Source organism: Pseudescherichia sp. AS216 (assembly GCF_037152055.1).
Taxonomy (GTDB): domain Bacteria; phylum Pseudomonadota; class Gammaproteobacteria; order Enterobacterales; family Enterobacteriaceae; genus Pseudescherichia.
In genome coordinates, this window is sequence record NZ_JBBCMV010000001.1 from 572,644 (window position 1) to 588,353 (window position 15,710).

Consider the following 15,710-nt stretch of genomic DNA (forward strand, 5'->3'; position numbering starts at 1 on the left):
GCCAGAGGACGAAAATAAAAGCGCGAGCTATGCTTGTAGAAACTAACGTCCTGTTTAGGCAAAAGAAAATGAAAGCATTCGATTTGCATCGTATGATGCTGGACAAGGCGCCGCTCGACTTTTTAGGTGAGGTCGCGCTGCGAAGTCTCTATACCTTTATCCTCGTTTTTCTGTTCCTGAAGATTGCCGGACGGCGCGGCGTGCGCCAGATGTCGCTCTTTGAGGTATTGATCATTCTGACCCTCGGCTCGGCGGCAGGGGACGTTGCCTTCTATGACGACGTGCCGATGCTGCCGGTGCTGGTGGTGTTTATCTCGCTGGCGCTGTTCTACCGGCTTGTCATGTGGCTCATGGCTCACAGTGAACGGCTTGAGGATCTGCTGGAAGGTAAGCCGATTATTATTGTTGAAGAGGGCGAGCTGGCGTGGGACAAGCTTAGAGCGGCTAACCTGACCGAGGTCGAGTTCTATATGGAGCTGCGGGTGAGCGGTGTAGAGCAACTGGGGCAGATTCGGCTGGCCATCCTGGAAACCAACGGGCAGATCAGTACCTACTACTATCGCGATGAGGACGTGCGCCCTGGGCTATCGCTGATGCCGGCGGGGCTGGTACCACGCTTTATGGTCGCGCCAGAGGCGGGCGACTACGCCTGCGTAAAATGCAGCGAGGTGATTGCGATGCAGGCAGGAGATAAACAACCCTGTCCGCGCTGCAAAAGTCCAGAATGGACGAAGGCCAGCCGGGCAATTCGCATTACCTGACAGGGTTTTTCGCCACCGTCGCAGAACAGCACAAAATAATCTGCTATGTGACTGAGCGCACATTTCTTCCCGCCGTCGGAATACCCGTTGCGGCGGGTGACGTGCAATGGTACAACCGATGTCACAGGAATAACTTATTGCTTTCAGCGTGGTGAGAGGAAATGACACAGGTCTTTAATTTTAGTTCTGGTCCGGCGATGTTGCCGACAGAGGTGCTTAAACAGGCTCAGCAGGAGCTCTGCGATTGGCAGGGTCTTGGCACGTCGGTCATGGAGATTAGCCACCGCGGTAAGCCATTTATCCAGTGCGCAGAAGAGGCGGAGCAGGATTTTCGCGATCTGTTAAGCATCCCTGAGAACTATAAGGTTCTGTTCTGCCACGGTGGCGGTCGCGGTCAGTTCGCGGGCATTCCATTGAACCTGCTGGGTGATAAAACCACGGCGGATTACGTTGATGCCGGTTACTGGGCCGCCAGCGCGGTAAAAGAGGCGCATAAATACTGTACGCCGAACGTGATTGATGCCAAAACGACCGTTGACGGACTGCGCGCGGTGAAGCCAATGCGTGACTGGCAGCTCTCTAACGATGCGGCCTACCTGCACTACTGCCCGAACGAGACCATCGACGGCATCGCTATCCATGAAGAGCCTGAGTTTGGCGATAACGTCGTGGTAACTGCCGATCTCTCTTCGACTATTCTTTCCGCGCCGCTTGACGTTAGCCGCTACGGCGTTATTTACGCCGGTGCGCAGAAAAACATCGGTCCGGCAGGCCTGACGCTGGTGATCGTGCGCGACGATCTGTTGGGTAAAGCCCACAAATCCTGCCCGTCAATTCTCGATTACAGCGTGCTGAACGAAAACGACTCTATGTTCAACACCCCACCGACCTTTGCCTGGTACCTCTCTGGCCTGGTATTCAAGTGGCTGAAGCAAAACGGCGGCGTCGCGGCCATGAATGCCATCAACCAGCAGAAAGCTGAGCTGCTCTACGGCGTTATCGACGGCAGCGACTTCTACCGTAACGACGTGGCGGTCGCGAACCGTTCGCGCATGAACGTGCCATTCCAGCTGGCGGACAGCACGCTCGACAACCTCTTCCTGGAGGAGTCCTTCGCCGCCGGTCTGCATGCCCTGAAAGGCCACCGCGTCGTCGGCGGAATGCGTGCCTCTATCTACAACGCTATGCCGCTGGCGGGCGTCAAAGCCCTGACCGATTTCATGGTCGACTTCGAACGTCGCCACGGTTAATAGCGCTTTTTTCACCCCCGCACGCCTGCTGCGGGGTTTTTATTATGTTGAGTTGAGAGTTTAGTTTCATGGAATCCCTGACGTTACAACCTATTGCGCGCGTAGATGGCACCATTAATCTGCCTGGTTCTAAGAGTGTCTCGAACCGCGCTCTGCTGCTGGCAGCGCTGGCACACGGCACCACCGTCCTCACTAACCTGCTGGACAGCGATGACGTGCGCCATATGCTCAATGCGCTGAAAGCGTTAGGCGTTCATTACACGCTCTCTGGCGATCGTACCCGCTGTGAAGTCACCGGCAACGGCGGCGCGCTACGGTCTGCTGAAGAGGTTGAGCTGTTTCTCGGCAATGCCGGTACCGCGATGCGTCCGCTAGCGGCTGCCCTGTGTCTCGGCAGCAGCAACGTTGTGCTGACTGGCGAACCGCGCATGAAAGAGCGCCCGATTGGCCATCTGGTGGATGCGCTGCGTCAGGGCGGAGCTCAAATCGACTATCTTGAGCAAGAGAACTACCCCCCGCTGCGCCTGCGCGGCGGCTTTACCGGCGGTCAGGTGGCGGTAGACGGCAGCGTCTCCAGCCAGTTCCTTACCGCGCTGCTGATGACCGCGCCGCTGGCATCAAAAGACACGGAGATCGCTATTAAAGGCGATCTGGTTTCAAAACCCTACATTGATATCACGCTGCATCTGATGAAGACCTTTGGCGTCGAGGTCGAGAACCAGCAGTACCAGCGCTTTGTGGTGCGCGGCGGGCAGCAGTACCGCTCTCCGGGTCACTATCTGGTAGAGGGCGATGCCTCGTCTGCCTCCTATTTCCTGGCAGCGGCGGCCATTAAAGGCGGCACGGTGAAGGTGACCGGCATCGGGCGCAACAGCGTGCAGGGCGATATTCGCTTTGCCGACGTGCTGGAGAAGATGGGCGCGACTGTGACCTGGGGCGAGGATTACATCGCCTGCACCCGCGGTGAGCTGAAAGCGATTGATTTGGATATGAACCATATTCCGGATGCGGCGATGACGATTGCTACTACCGCGCTGTTTGCCAGCGGGACGACGACCCTGCGCAACATCTATAACTGGCGGGTAAAAGAGACCGATCGCCTGTTTGCCATGGCGACCGAACTGCGCAAGGTGGGGGCAGAGGTGGAAGAGGGCGAGGATTATATCCGCGTCACGCCGCCTGCGGTGTTGCAGGAGGCGTCCATTGCCACCTATAACGATCACCGGATGGCGATGTGCTTCTCTCTGGTGGCCCTGTCGGCAACGCCGGTGACGATCCTTGACCCGAAGTGTACGGCGAAAACCTTCCCGGACTATTTCGACCAGCTGGCGCGTATTAGCACCTTCGCATGATTATCTCTGCCGCATCCTGCGATGCGGCATTTCCTTACGCTTTCTCACACTCATCCCTGCCCATTTCTTCTACACTCTGTCTCATTAATTCCGTTATTTACACGCAAAGATAACAGTTGCGTACGTTGGCGCGTATAATGCGCGGCGTTTACGTTCATGGTAAGCCTTTAATAAGGAGCAAAAGATGGCGGCAACTGCCCCGGTAATCACCATTGATGGGCCAAGCGGTGCGGGCAAAGGGACTCTGTGCCAGGCGATGGCGGAAGCGCTGCAGTGGCATCTTCTCGACTCGGGTGCGATCTATCGCGTGCTGGCGCTGGCTGCGCTGCATCATCACGTTGACGTTACCTCGGAAGAGGTGCTGGTCCCGCTGGCTGCACATCTCGACGTACGCTTTGTATCCACTAACGGCCAGCTAGAGGTGATCCTTGAGGGCGAAGACGTGAGCGGTGAGATCCGCACCCAGGAAGTGGCGAATGCTGCATCCCAGGTGGCCGCGTTTCCTCGCGTACGTGAGGCACTGCTGCGTCGCCAGCGTGGGTTCCGTGAGCTGCCCGGCCTGATTGCCGACGGTCGCGACATGGGTACGGTGGTATTCCCCGACGCGCCGGTGAAGATTTTCCTCGACGCCTCCTCGGAAGAGCGCGCGCATCGCCGCATGCTGCAGTTGCAGGAGAAGGGCTTTAGTGTTAACTTTGAACGCCTTTTGGCCGAGATCAAAGAACGCGACGATCGCGATCGTAATCGCCCCGTAGCGCCGCTGGTCCCCGCTGCCGATGCATTAGTCCTGGATTCTACCAGTTTAAGCATTGAGCAAGTGATTGAAAAAGCGTTACAATACGCGCGCCAAAAGTTGGCTCTCGCTTAAAGCGACCGAATTTGTAGTAGCACGATTATGTAGTAGTAAAATTATGTAGTAGCAAGATTATGTAGTACCCCCGCTGCAACGGAGTGACAGCGGGTATGTGAAACAACCCCATCCGGCATGGAGCCAGGTGGACGTTATATTAACCTGAAGATTAAACATGACTGAATCTTTTGCTCAACTCTTTGAAGAATCCTTAAAAACAATCGAAACCCGTCCGGGTTCCATCGTTCGTGGTGTTGTTGTTGCTATCGACAAAGATATCGTACTGGTTGACGCCGGTCTGAAATCTGAGTCTGCCATTCCGGCAGAGCAGTTCAAAAACGCCCAGGGCGAGCTGGAAATCCAGGTTGGTGACGAAGTTGACGTTGCACTGGATGCAGTAGAAGACGGCTTCGGTGAAACTCTGCTGTCCCGTGAGAAAGCTAAGCGTCACGAAGCTTGGATCACGCTGGAAAAAGCTTACGAAGACGCTGAGACTGTAGTTGGTGTTATCAACGGCAAAGTTAAAGGTGGCTTCACTGTTGAGCTGAACGGTATTCGTGCGTTCCTGCCAGGTTCTCTGGTAGACGTGCGTCCGGTACGCGATACGCTGCACCTGGAAGGCAAAGAGCTTGAGTTCAAAGTGATCAAGCTTGACCAGAAACGCAACAACGTTGTTGTTTCCCGTCGTGCGGTTATCGAGTCTGAAAACAGCGCAGAGCGCGATCAGCTGCTGGAAAACCTGCAGGAAGGCATGGAAGTTAAAGGTATCGTTAAGAACCTCACTGACTACGGTGCATTCGTTGATCTGGGCGGCGTTGACGGCCTGCTGCACATCACTGATATGGCATGGAAACGCGTTAAGCACCCAAGCGAAATCGTGAACGTTGGCGACGAAATCACTGTTAAAGTGCTGAAGTTCGACCGCGAGCGTACCCGTGTATCCCTCGGCCTGAAACAGCTGGGCGAAGATCCGTGGGTTGCTATCGCTAAACGTTACCCGGAAGGCACCAAGCTGACCGGTCGCGTAACCAACCTGACCGACTACGGCTGCTTCGTTGAAATCGAAGAGGGCGTTGAAGGCCTGGTGCACGTTTCCGAAATGGACTGGACCAACAAAAACATCCACCCGTCTAAAGTTGTTAACGTTGGCGACGTAGTGGAAGTAATGGTTCTGGATATCGACGAAGAACGTCGTCGTATCTCCCTGGGCCTGAAACAGTGCAAAAACAACCCGTGGCAGCAGTTCGCGGAAACCCACAACAAGGGCGACCGTGTTGAAGGTAAAATCAAGTCTATCACTGACTTCGGTATCTTCATCGGCCTGGACGGCGGCATCGACGGCCTGGTTCACCTGTCTGACATCTCCTGGAACGTTACAGGCGAAGAAGCAGTTCGTGAATACAAAAAAGGCGACGAAATCGCAGCGGTTGTTCTGCAGGTTGACGCAGAGCGTGAGCGTATCTCCCTGGGCGTTAAGCAGCTGGCAGAAGATCCGTTCAACAACTACGTTGCCCTGAACAAGAAAGGCGCAATCGTAACCGGTAAAGTGACTGCAGTTGACGCGAAAGGCGCAACCGTAGAGCTGGCCGACGGTGTTGAAGGCTACCTGCGCGCTTCTGAAGCGTCCCGTGACCGCGTTGAAGACGCAACTCTGGTTCTGAGCGTTGGCGACGAAGTTGAAGCTAAGTTCACCGGTGTTGATCGTAAGAACCGCGCCATCAGCCTGTCTGTTCGTGCTAAAGACGAAGCTGACGAGAAAGATGCAATCGCTACTGTTAACAACAAACAGGAAGAAGGCAACTTCTCTAACGCTATGGCTGAAGCGTTCAAAGCAGCGAAAGGCGAATAAGTTACCCTCGGGTAGCTTGACAGATTACAAGATTAGTCCTGTAATCAATAACAAAGGGCGGCTACGGCCGCCCTTGTCTAATCTGCTGTTAGTAAATATTCCTGATTAAGGAAACCGGAGGAATCATGACCAAGTCAGAATTGATCGAAAGACTTGCAAGCCAACAATCTCACATTCCGGCTAAGTCTGTAGAAGACGCTGTGAAAGAGATGCTGGAGCATATGGCCTCGACCCTGGCCCAGGGCGAGCGCATTGAGATCCGCGGTTTCGGCAGTTTCTCTCTGCACTATCGGGCACCACGCACCGGGCGTAACCCAAAAACAGGTGATAAAGTGGATCTGGAAGGCAAATATGTCCCACACTTTAAGCCGGGTAAAGAACTGCGCGACCGCGCCAACATTTACGAAGAGTAGGTTTTACGCCGTACCGGCGAAAACGTACTTCTCTGAAGAGAGCACCTGCGGGTGCTTTTTTCATTTCTGTCGTTCGCGATTTTTCTATCGCTTCTGAAGCTGCCTCGTAAAACCGAAAAGCCATAGCCGACAGCGCCGCCCGATGCCTGCATACTCGCGGCACAAGGAGGTGGCTATGAGTCTGCCCGCCGTTGCATTTTGTCTGATTACTGCCGTTTTGCCCCTGCTATGGCTTCCAGCCCTGCCAGAAATCAGTGGAGTCGTGGCTATCATTGTTGCTGGCTGCCTGATGGGAGGCTGGCCGCGAGTCCGTTGGCTGGCGCTATGGCTGCTCTTTTTTGCCTGGGGAGTGCTGGCCGCACAGGAGGCCGTCTGGCCAGCAAAATCGCTGCCGGGGGCAACCCAGCGGGCGGTGGTAAAGATTGTCGCCACCGACGGTATGACCGCCCATCGGGGCATTATCGAGCAGCTGGACGGCAGGCGGCTCTTCCCTGCGCCAGGGATTAGACTGTACGGGCAGTATCTGCCTCAGCCAGGCTGTGCCGGACAGCGCTGGGAGATGACGCTGAAAGTGCGTGCCGTACACGGACAGCTTAACGATGGCGGCTTCGATACCCAGCGCTATGCTATAGCCCAGCATCAGCCGGTAAGCGGGCGGTTTATTCATGCCACGCCGATCGATCTTCGCTGCGACCTGCGCGCCCGCTATCTCGCCTCTCTGAGCGAGACGCTGGCACTTTACACGTGGCGACCGGTCATGCTGGGGCTAGGCATGGGGGAGCGCGCCGCGCTAAGTGCCGATGTTAAAGCCCTGATGCGCCAGACCGGCACCGCACACCTGATGGCCATCTCCGGTTTGCATATTGCTCTGGCGGCGTCTTTGGGCTGGCTGCTAATGCGCGGCCTACAGTTTTTCTTGCCTGGCAACAGGATCGGCTGGCGGCTGCCGCTGCTGTTTGGTCTTGCCTGCGCGGTTTACTATGCCTGGCTTACCGGTATGCAGCCGCCAGCCCTGCGTACGGCGGTGTCTCTCGTCGTCTGGGGCGCGCTACGCCTCTCGGGTCGACAGTGGTCGCCCTGGCAGGTCTGGCTCTGCTGCGTAGCCGCGATCCTGTTTATCGATCCCGTAGCTATTCTCTCCCAGAGCCTGTGGCTCTCCGCGTTTGCCGTCGCCGCGCTGATCTTCTGGTATCAGTGGCTGCCGCTGCCGCTGCCGCCCCTGCCAGGAGGGCGTATCGTGCGCAGCGTCCTGAGCCTGCTGCATTTGCAATTGGGCATGATGATCCTCCTCCTGCCCATTCAGGTAGCCATTTTTCATGGCATCAGCCTGACCTCAATCGTTGCCAATCTCATTGCCGTACCGCTGGTGACCTTTGTCACCGTGCCGCTGATCCTCACTGGCATGCTGCTGCATCTGAGCGGCCCCGCGATCGTCGAGAGCGGCAGCTGGCTGCTGGCGGACAGAACCCTGGCGTTGCTGTTTTGGTTTTTACGCCAGCTGCCTGACGGCTGGTATGACATTGACCAGCGCTGGCAGGGACTGGTCTGGCTCCCGTGGGTGGCGATAGCGCTTTGGCGGCTACGCATCTACACCAAAGCGCCGTTCCTTGGCCTGACGATTGTTGTGCTGCTGGCGCTGCCGCGCAACCGCGCTGCCCGCAGCGATGAGTGGGCCGTACACATGCTGGACGTAGGGCAGGGGCTGGCGATGGTCATTGTCCGCAATCAGCGCGCCATGCTCTATGACACCGGACTGGCGTGGCCGGGCGGGGACAGTGCCCAGCAGCTGATCGTTCCGTGGCTACGCTGGCATCATCTTAAACCTGATGGCGTTATCCTCAGCCATGAGCACCTCGATCACCGGGGCGGGCTGGAGACGCTGCAAAAAGCGTGGCCGGAGATGACCGTGCGCAGTCCGCTGGGGTGGGGCGGACATCTGCCCTGTTTTCGCGGCCAGCGCTGGCAGTGGCAGGGTCTTAACTTTACCGCACACTGGCCGCTGGCGGGGGAGGTGGCGAAAGGAAACAACGGCTCCTGCGTCGTTAAGGTCGATGATGGTCAACAGAGCATCCTGCTTACCGGCGATATTGAAGCCCCTGCCGAGCAGCGCATGCTGAGCCGCTACTGGCAGCATCTACAGGCTACATTTATCCAGGTTCCACACCACGGGAGCAGCACCTCTTCGTCGCTGCCGCTTATTCAACGGGTCAACGGCGAGGCGGCGCTGGCCTCCGCCTCGCGCTATAACGCCTGGCGACTCCCCTCAGCAAAAGTGATTCGCCGCTACCGGCAGCAGGGCTACCGCTGGTACGACACGCCGCATGCGGGGCAAACGAGCATCTACTTTTCTACCAAAGGCTGGAAGATCCTCAGCCTGCGCGAACAACTTTTCCCCCGCTGGTATCATCAGCGGTTTGGCGTCCCTGCAGATAACGGGTAGAATATGCGGCTATTTCAACAAGTGCTGGTTTTTTGAATGCATAACGACAAAGATCTCTCTACGTGGCAAACGTTCCGCCGCCTCTGGCCAATGATTGCACCTTTCAAAGCGGGTCTGTTCGTGGCGGGGGTCGCACTGATCCTTAACGCAGCCAGCGATACCTTTATGCTATCGCTTCTGAAACCGTTGCTCGATGAAGGTTTTGGTAAAACGGACCGCTCCGTGCTGCTGTGGATGCCGCTGGTGATCATTGGGCTGATGATCCTGCGTGGGATCACCAGCTACATCTCTAGCTACTGTATCTCATGGGTTTCCGGCAAAGTGGTGATGGGCATGCGCCGGCGCCTGTTCAGCCACATGATGGGCATGCCCGTCGCCTTCTTTGACAAACAGTCCACCGGGACGCTGCTCTCCCGTATCACCTATGACTCTGAGCAGGTTGCCTCCTCCTCATCTAACGCGCTGATTACCGTCGTGCGTGAAGGGGCGTCAATTATTGGCCTGTTTATCATGATGTTCTACTACAGCTGGCAGCTGTCGGTGATCCTGATCGTGCTGGCCCCAATTGTCTCGATTGCCATTCGTGTGGTATCGAAGCGTTTTCGTAACATCAGCAAGAACATGCAGAATACGATGGGGCAGGTGACCACCAGCGCAGAGCAGATGCTCAAGGGCCACAAAGAGGTGCTGATGTTTGGCGGCCAGCAGGTCGAAACCGAGCGCTTTGACAAGGTGAGCAACAAGATGCGCCTGCAGGGGATGAAGCTGGTCTCCGCCTCCTCGATCTCCGATCCGATCATTCAGCTGATCGCCTCTCTGGCGCTGGCCTTTGTGCTCTATGCGGCGAGCTTCCCCAGCGTGATGGAGACCCTGACCGCCGGGACCATCACCGTGGTCTTCTCCTCGATGATTGCCCTGATGCGTCCGCTGAAGTCGCTGACCAACGTTAATGCCCAGTTCCAGCGCGGCATGGCTGCCTGTCAGACGCTGTTTGCCATTCTCGACAGCGAGCAGGAGAAAGACGAAGGCAAGCGCGACATTGAGCGTGCCGAAGGCAACCTGGAGTTCCGCAACGTCACCTTTACCTATCCTGGGCGTGAAACCCCAGCGCTGCGTGACATCAACCTGAACATCGCCGCAGGCAAAACCGTGGCGCTGGTGGGGCGTTCAGGCTCGGGTAAATCAACCCTTGCCAGCCTGATCACCCGCTTCTATGACACCGACAGCGGCGAGATCCTGCTGGACGGCCACGATCTGCGCGAATACAAGCTGCACTCCCTGCGTAATCAGGTGGCACTGGTATCGCAGAACGTGCATCTGTTTAACGACACGGTGGCGAATAACATCGCCTATGCGCGCACGGAAGAGTACAGCCGGGAGCAGATCGAGACCGCTGCCCGTATGGCCTATGCCATGGACTTTATTAGTAAGATGGATAACGGTCTCGATACCATTATCGGCGAGAACGGCGTGCTGCTCTCCGGCGGCCAGCGCCAGCGTATCGCTATCGCCCGTGCCCTGCTGCGCGACAGCCCGATCCTGATCCTCGACGAGGCCACCTCAGCGCTGGATACCGAGTCTGAACGCGCTATCCAGGCCGCGCTGGACGAGCTGCAGAAAAACCGTACCTCGCTGGTGATCGCTCACCGTCTCTCTACCATTGAGAAGGCGGACGAGATCGTGGTCGTTGAAGATGGTCGCATCGTTGAGCGCGGTAGCCATGATGAACTGCTGGCTCAGCAGGGTGTTTATGCCCAGCTGCATAAGATGCAGTTTGGCGCATGATAGCCCGCATCTGGTCAGGCGAATCACCGCTGTGGCTGCTGCTGCTGCCGCTCTCCTGGCTCTATGGCCTGGTGAGCGGGGCAATTCGTCTCTGCTACCGGCTGGGCATTAAAAAAGCCTGGCGCGCACCGGTGCCGGTGGTGGTCGTGGGTAATCTCACGGCGGGCGGCAACGGCAAAACGCCGGTGGTGATCTGGCTGGTTGAGCAGCTGCGGCAGCGCGGCGTGCGGGTTGGCGTGGTCTCTCGCGGCTACGGCGGCAAGGCGGATAGCTATCCGCTGGTGCTGGACCCACAGACAACCACGGAGCAGGCGGGCGACGAGCCGGTGCTGATCTATCAGCGTACCGGTGCACCGGTAGCGGTCTCCCCGGTGCGCAGCGACGCGGTGAAAGCCCTGCTGGACGCGCACGATCTCCAGCTTATTGTGACCGACGACGGACTCCAGCACTACCGTCTCGCCCGCGATAAAGAGATCGTGGTGATCGACGGCGTACGCCGATTTGGCAACGGCTGGTGGCTGCCTGCCGGACCGATGCGCGAGCGGGCCTCCCGTCTGCGCTCCGTCGATGCGGTGATAACCAACGGCGGTGAGGCGCGGGCGGAAGAGATCCCGATGCGCCTGCAGCCGGGTCTTGCCGTGAACCTCAAGAGCGGCGAGCGCCGTCCGGTTGCTGAACTTCCCGCCGTGGTCGCTATGGCCGGGATTGGTCATCCGCCGCGCTTTTTCCAGACTCTGGCCGACTGCGGCGCAGCGGTAGAGAACACCGTTGCGCTGGCCGATCATCAGGCGCTCAGCTATTCACAGGTGAGCGGGTTTATTCAACCCGGCCAAACGCTGATAATGACCGAGAAGGACGCGGTCAAGTGCCGCGCCTTTGCCGACGAGAGCTGGTGGTATCTGCCGGTTGACGCCCGTCTGGAGGGCGACAAACCGGAACGCCTGCTACAGGATCTGCTCACTCTGGTGCGCTAGCGGCACAGTGCCGACAGCGCCCTGTTAACCACGGGAACCCGTATGTCTGTGCCGCAACTCTCGCTTACCGCCGCCCGTCATCTCCATCTTGCCGCCCAGGGCCTGCTGAAAAAGCCGCGCCGCCGCGCCAGGCCTGCCGATATTCTGTCTACCATTCAGCAGATGTCGCTTCTGCAAATCGACACCATTAATATCGTGGCCCGTAGCCCATACCTCGTACTGTTTAGCCGCCTCGGCGACTACTCGCCGTCATGGCTCGATGAGGCGCTGCGCCGGGGGGAGCTGATGGAGTACTGGGCGCACGAGGCCTGCTTTCTGCCGCGTGAGGATTTTGCCCTGGTACGCCACCGCATGCTGGCCCCGGAAAATATGGGCTGGAAATACCGCGCGGCCTGGATGGATGAGCACGCGGCTGAAATTGAGCAGCTTATTGCCCATATCCTTGAGAATGGCCCGGTGCGCTCGGCGGATTTCGCTCATCCGCGCAAAGGCAGCAGCGGCTGGTGGGAGTGGAAGCCGCATAAGCGACACCTTGAGGGGCTGTTTACCGCCGGTAAGGTGATGGTGGTTGAGCGGCGCAACTTTCAGCGCGTCTACGATCTGACCCACCGCGTGATGCCCCACTGGGATGACGAGCGGGATCTTCTCTCCCAGGCGGTGGCGGAGGATCGGATGCTGGAGAAGAGCGCCCGCAGCTTAGGTCTTTTTCGCCCCGCCTGGCTGGCGGACTACTATCGTCTGCGCCAGCCGGCACTGCCCGCGCTGATGGCGCGCTGGCAGGCTGAGCAGAAGGTGGTGCGCGTAGAGGTTGAAACTCTGGGGGAGGCGTTTGTGCATACCGACCTGCTGTCCGAGCTTGAGCTGGCGCAGGCGGGCAGGCTGAACGCTACCCACAGCGCGGTACTCTCGCCTTTCGATCCGGTGGTGTGGGATCGCAAGCGCGCCGAGCAGCTCTTTAACTTTACCTACCGGCTGGAGTGCTACACCCCGGCACCGAAACGGCAGTATGGCTATTTTGTCCTGCCGCTGCTGCACTGCGGGCAGCTGGTCGGGCGGATGGATGCCAAGATGCACCGTAAAACGGGCGTGCTAGAAATTATCGCCCTTTATCTGGAGCCGGACATCAAGCCGGGCCGCAGGCTGGAGAGCGGCCTCACAACGGCCATTGAGGATTTTGCCCGCTGGCAGGGCGCGCGGCAGGTGGTCTGCAAACGCCTCCCGGACGGGCTCTTTACCCACAGGCAAGGCGAATGGGAAATTGCCGCTGTGGATTAGGGGAATATGATAACATTTAAGGCATACCACTTTCGGTCCCTCAGGAGGAACTATGGATCACCGTCTACTCGAAATCATTGCCTGCCCGGTCTGCAACGGTAAGCTCTACTACAGCCAGGATAAACAAGAGCTGATCTGTAAAGTCGACAGCCTCGCTTTCCCGGTGCGGGAAGGTATTCCGGTACTGCTGGAAAACGAAGCTCGCCCGCTCGCAGCCGAAGAGAGCCGTCCATGAGTTTCGTTGTTATCATTCCTGCGCGTTATGCTTCAACCCGCCTGCCGGGTAAGCCGCTGGTGGATATCAACGGCAAGCCGATGGTCGTGCACGTACTGGAGCGGGCGCGCGAGTCCGGGGCGGCGCGAATTATTGTTGCTACCGATCATCCTGACGTGGCGCTGGCCGTCGAAGCGGCCGGGGGCGAAGTGTGCATGACCCGCGCCGATCACCAGTCGGGCACCGAGCGGCTGGCAGAGGTGGTGGAGACGTGCGGCTTTAGCGATGACACGGTCATCGTTAATGTCCAGGGCGACGAGCCGATGATCCCACCGGCGATTATTCGCCAGGTGGCGGAGAATCTGGCCCAGCGCCAGGTTGGGATGGCGACGTTGGCTGTGCCGATCCACAGCGCGGAAGAGGCGTTTAACCCTAACGCGGTTAAAGTGGTGATGGACAGCGAGGGCTACGCGCTGTACTTCTCCCGGGCGACCATTCCCTGGGATCGCGACCGCTTCGCCCAGTCGCGCGAGGCTATCGGCGATAACTTCCTGCGCCATATCGGTATCTACGGCTACCGGGCCGGGTTTATCCGCCGCTACGTCACCTGGCAGCCAAGCCAGCTGGAGCAGATCGAGATGCTGGAACAGCTGCGTGTGCTCTGGAACGGGGAAAAGATTCACGTTGATGTGGCGCAGGCCATCCCCGGCACCGGCGTGGATACCGCAGAAGATCTCGCCCGCGTGCGCGCTGAACTCCGCTAGTTCCTCTCTCCCCTCCGCCCGGAGGGGAATTTCTACACTTTCTACCGCTGTTTTGATCTTATCAGGATGACATCTCTGTGACGGAAGCCCATTATAAAAAGTAAGGGTATTCGTAAGGGGGAAACGTGAATGGAACAACTACGTGCCGAACTGAGCCACCTGCTGGGGGAAAAACTCAGCCGCGTGGAGTGTGTTAACGAGAAGGCGGACACCGCGCTGTGGTCACTGTACGACAGCCACGGCCACCCCATGCCCTTGCTGGCGAGAAGCTTTACCACGCCGGGTCTGGCGCGGCAGCTGGCGTGGAAGATGTCGATGCTGGCCCGCAGCGGTACGGTTCGCATGCCGGTGGTCTACGGGGTGATGACCCATGACGAGCACCCCGGCCCGGACGTGCTGCTGATCGAGCGGCTGCGCGGCGTACCGGTTGAGGCTCCGGCCCGCACGCCGGAGCGCTGGGAGCAACTGAAAGATCAGATCGTTGAGGCGCTGCTCGCCTGGCATCGGCAGGATAGCCACGGCTGTGTCGGCGTGGTGGACAGCACCCAGGAGAACATCTGGCCCTCATGGTATCGCCAGCGGGTTGAGGTGCTGTGGAACACCCTCAATCAGTTTAAAAACACTGGCCTGACAATGCAGGATAAACGGATCCTGTTCCGCACCCGGGAGTGCCTGCCCAAACTCTTTGAAGGCTTTAACGACAACTGCGTACTTGTGCACGGCAATTTGAACCTGCGCAGCATGTTAAAAGATGCCCGCACCGATCAGCTGGTGGCGATGGTAGGGCCAGGCGTCATGCTTTGGGCGCCGCGGGAGTACGAGCTGTTTCGCCTCTCCGACAGCGCGCTGGCAGAAGGGCTGCTGTGGCACTATCTCCAGCATGCCCCGGTTTCCGAGTCGTTTATCTGGCGGCGCTGGCTCTACACGCTGTGGGACGAGGTGGCGCAGCTGGTGAACACCGGCCATTTCAATCGCGCCAATTTTGACCTCGCCTCAAAATCACTCGTGCCGTGGATCGCCTGACGAACCCTTAAGCCACTGCCAGACGCGCCCCAGCGTCTCATAGCCGACCCGGTCGCTGTGCATCAGCCACACCGGGGAGGGGATAATGCGCTCCCAGGGGTTAAGCGGTGAGTCGATCGCCAGCTGGTTAGCCGGTGCGGGCAGGGGATGTAAGCCTGCGTGGCGGAAAAAGATCATCGCCCTGGGCAGATGCGACGCCGAGGTCACCAGCAGAAACGGCGTCTCACCGATAGCCTGCTTCACCGCGGCGGCCTCCTCTTCGGTATCTTTGGCACTGTCGAGTGTCATAATGTCGCTACGCGGGATGCCCAGCGTTTCAGCCACCCGCGCCCCGGCCTCGGCGGTGCTGACCGGGTTGGTGACCGCCGGTGCCCCAGTGAAGATCATTTTGGCGCCTGGATTTTGCCGCCACAGGCGTACCGCCTCGGTCAGACGCGGCAGGCTGTTGTTGATAAGGTTCGAGCTCGGTGCCCACGAATCGTTCCAGGTGTAGCCCCCGCCGAGCACCACGATGTACTTCACCTGCTGGGTGCCGCGCCAGGTCGGGTAGGTCTGCTCTATCGGCCTGAGCATACCGTCCGCCACCGGCTGGAGGCTGATCAGCACCAGCACCAGCCAGCCCGCGCTCATCAGCGCCTTACCTGACTTCTGATAGCGGGTAAACCAGACCAGCGCCAGGCCAATCCCCATCAGCAAAAGCAGCAGCGGCAGGGGCAGCAGCATCCCACCAATGTATTTCTTCAGCGTAAAAAGCATGGCT

14 protein-coding genes are annotated in these 15,710 nt (G+C 58.5%); 13 read left to right on the forward strand and 1 reads right to left on the reverse strand.

The genetic code is table 11. The annotated features are described in order from the left end of the window. Positions 1-68 precede the first annotated feature (68 nt). The 13 genes from WFN61_RS02740 (at position 69) to WFN61_RS02800 (ending at position 14,950) form a co-directional block, all read left to right on the forward strand. Positions 69-761, forward strand: coding sequence for a DUF421 domain-containing protein (locus WFN61_RS02740; protein ID WP_144812981.1), 693 nt, complete (start codon positions 69-71; stop codon positions 759-761). A 161-nt stretch (positions 762-922) separates the two neighbouring features. Continuing rightward, positions 923-2,011, forward strand: a complete 1,089-nt coding sequence (gene serC / locus WFN61_RS02745) for a 3-phosphoserine/phosphohydroxythreonine transaminase (protein ID WP_144812977.1) — start codon at positions 923-925, stop codon at positions 2,009-2,011. 68 nt (positions 2,012-2,079) lie between these two features. Further along, the gene (gene aroA / locus WFN61_RS02750) at positions 2,080-3,363 is read left to right on the forward strand and encodes a 3-phosphoshikimate 1-carboxyvinyltransferase (RefSeq protein ID WP_312633678.1); all 1,284 of its coding nucleotides are present in this window, start codon (positions 2,080-2,082) and stop codon (positions 3,361-3,363) included. A gap of 184 nt (positions 3,364-3,547) precedes the next feature. Beyond that, positions 3,548-4,231, forward strand: a complete 684-nt coding sequence (gene cmk / locus WFN61_RS02755; protein WP_042392424.1) for a (d)CMP kinase — start codon at positions 3,548-3,550, stop codon at positions 4,229-4,231. 157 nt (positions 4,232-4,388) lie between these two features. After that, on the forward strand, positions 4,389-6,062 hold the full coding sequence (gene rpsA / locus WFN61_RS02760; protein WP_042392425.1) for a 30S ribosomal protein S1: 1,674 nt from the start codon (positions 4,389-4,391) through the stop codon (positions 6,060-6,062). A gap of 125 nt (positions 6,063-6,187) precedes the next feature. Beyond that, on the forward strand, positions 6,188-6,475 hold the full coding sequence (gene ihfB, locus WFN61_RS02765) for an integration host factor subunit beta (protein WP_042392427.1): 288 nt from the start codon (positions 6,188-6,190) through the stop codon (positions 6,473-6,475). 175 nt (positions 6,476-6,650) lie between these two features. After that, a complete protein-coding gene (locus WFN61_RS02770; protein WP_337037515.1) occupies positions 6,651-8,915 on the forward strand; it encodes a ComEC family protein in 2,265 nt (754 codons plus the stop codon). 36 nt (positions 8,916-8,951) lie between these two features. Next, positions 8,952-10,700, forward strand: coding sequence for a lipid A ABC transporter ATP-binding protein/permease MsbA (gene msbA, locus WFN61_RS02775; protein WP_144812967.1), 1,749 nt, complete (start codon positions 8,952-8,954; stop codon positions 10,698-10,700). Further along, the gene (gene lpxK / locus WFN61_RS02780; protein ID WP_144812965.1) at positions 10,697-11,674 is read left to right on the forward strand and encodes a tetraacyldisaccharide 4'-kinase; all 978 of its coding nucleotides are present in this window, start codon (positions 10,697-10,699) and stop codon (positions 11,672-11,674) included. Before msbA ends, lpxK begins: the two co-directional genes overlap by 4 nt. 42 nt (positions 11,675-11,716) lie before the next feature. Continuing rightward, entirely contained in the window at positions 11,717-12,949 is a 1,233-nt protein-coding gene (locus tag WFN61_RS02785; protein WP_313448041.1) for a winged helix-turn-helix domain-containing protein, read from the forward strand. Positions 12,950-13,001: 52 nt separating this feature from the next. Then, complete coding sequence (locus WFN61_RS02790) at positions 13,002-13,184, forward strand: Trm112 family protein (protein ID WP_042392435.1); 183 nt, start codon at positions 13,002-13,004, stop codon at positions 13,182-13,184. Beyond that, on the forward strand, positions 13,181-13,927 hold the full coding sequence (kdsB, locus tag WFN61_RS02795; protein WP_257757106.1) for a 3-deoxy-manno-octulosonate cytidylyltransferase: 747 nt from the start codon (positions 13,181-13,183) through the stop codon (positions 13,925-13,927). The genes WFN61_RS02790 and kdsB overlap by 4 nt, the downstream gene beginning before the upstream one ends. Positions 13,928-14,056: 129 nt before the next feature. After that, complete coding sequence (locus WFN61_RS02800; RefSeq protein WP_144812956.1) at positions 14,057-14,950, forward strand: YcbJ family phosphotransferase; 894 nt, start codon at positions 14,057-14,059, stop codon at positions 14,948-14,950. Here WFN61_RS02800 and elyC read toward each other — a convergent pair. Further along, positions 14,927-15,706 carry an envelope biogenesis factor ElyC gene (gene elyC, locus WFN61_RS02805; protein ID WP_337037520.1) on the reverse strand — a complete coding sequence of 260 codons (780 nt, stop codon included), beginning with the start codon at positions 15,704-15,706 and terminating at the stop codon, positions 14,927-14,929. The two genes, WFN61_RS02800 and elyC, sit on opposite strands and share 24 nt — an antisense overlap. Positions 15,707-15,710 lie beyond the last annotated feature (4 nt).

Excerpts from the sequence above, each read along its gene's own strand:
- cmk (WP_042392424.1), top strand. The coding sequence starts at position 3,548 with ATGGCGGCAACTGCCCCGGTAATCACCATTGATGGGCCAAGCGGTGCG.
- WFN61_RS02770 (WP_337037515.1), top strand. The coding sequence starts at position 6,651 with ATGAGTCTGCCCGCCGTTGCATTTTGTCTGATTACTGCCGTTTTGCCC.
- elyC (WP_337037520.1), bottom strand. The coding sequence starts at position 15,706 with ATGCTTTTTACGCTGAAGAAATACATTGGTGGGATGCTGCTGCCCCTG.
- lpxK (WP_144812965.1), top strand. The coding sequence starts at position 10,697 with ATGATAGCCCGCATCTGGTCAGGCGAATCACCGCTGTGGCTGCTGCTG.
- aroA (WP_312633678.1), top strand. The coding sequence starts at position 2,080 with ATGGAATCCCTGACGTTACAACCTATTGCGCGCGTAGATGGCACCATT.
- WFN61_RS02785 (WP_313448041.1), top strand. The coding sequence starts at position 11,717 with ATGTCTGTGCCGCAACTCTCGCTTACCGCCGCCCGTCATCTCCATCTT.
- rpsA (WP_042392425.1), top strand. The coding sequence starts at position 4,389 with ATGACTGAATCTTTTGCTCAACTCTTTGAAGAATCCTTAAAAACAATC.
- WFN61_RS02790 (WP_042392435.1), top strand. The coding sequence starts at position 13,002 with ATGGATCACCGTCTACTCGAAATCATTGCCTGCCCGGTCTGCAACGGT.
- kdsB (WP_257757106.1), top strand. The coding sequence starts at position 13,181 with ATGAGTTTCGTTGTTATCATTCCTGCGCGTTATGCTTCAACCCGCCTG.
- WFN61_RS02740 (WP_144812981.1), top strand. The coding sequence starts at position 69 with ATGAAAGCATTCGATTTGCATCGTATGATGCTGGACAAGGCGCCGCTC.
- serC (WP_144812977.1), top strand. The coding sequence starts at position 923 with ATGACACAGGTCTTTAATTTTAGTTCTGGTCCGGCGATGTTGCCGACA.
- ihfB (WP_042392427.1), top strand. The coding sequence starts at position 6,188 with ATGACCAAGTCAGAATTGATCGAAAGACTTGCAAGCCAACAATCTCAC.
- msbA (WP_144812967.1), top strand. The coding sequence starts at position 8,952 with ATGCATAACGACAAAGATCTCTCTACGTGGCAAACGTTCCGCCGCCTC.
- WFN61_RS02800 (WP_144812956.1), top strand. The coding sequence starts at position 14,057 with ATGGAACAACTACGTGCCGAACTGAGCCACCTGCTGGGGGAAAAACTC.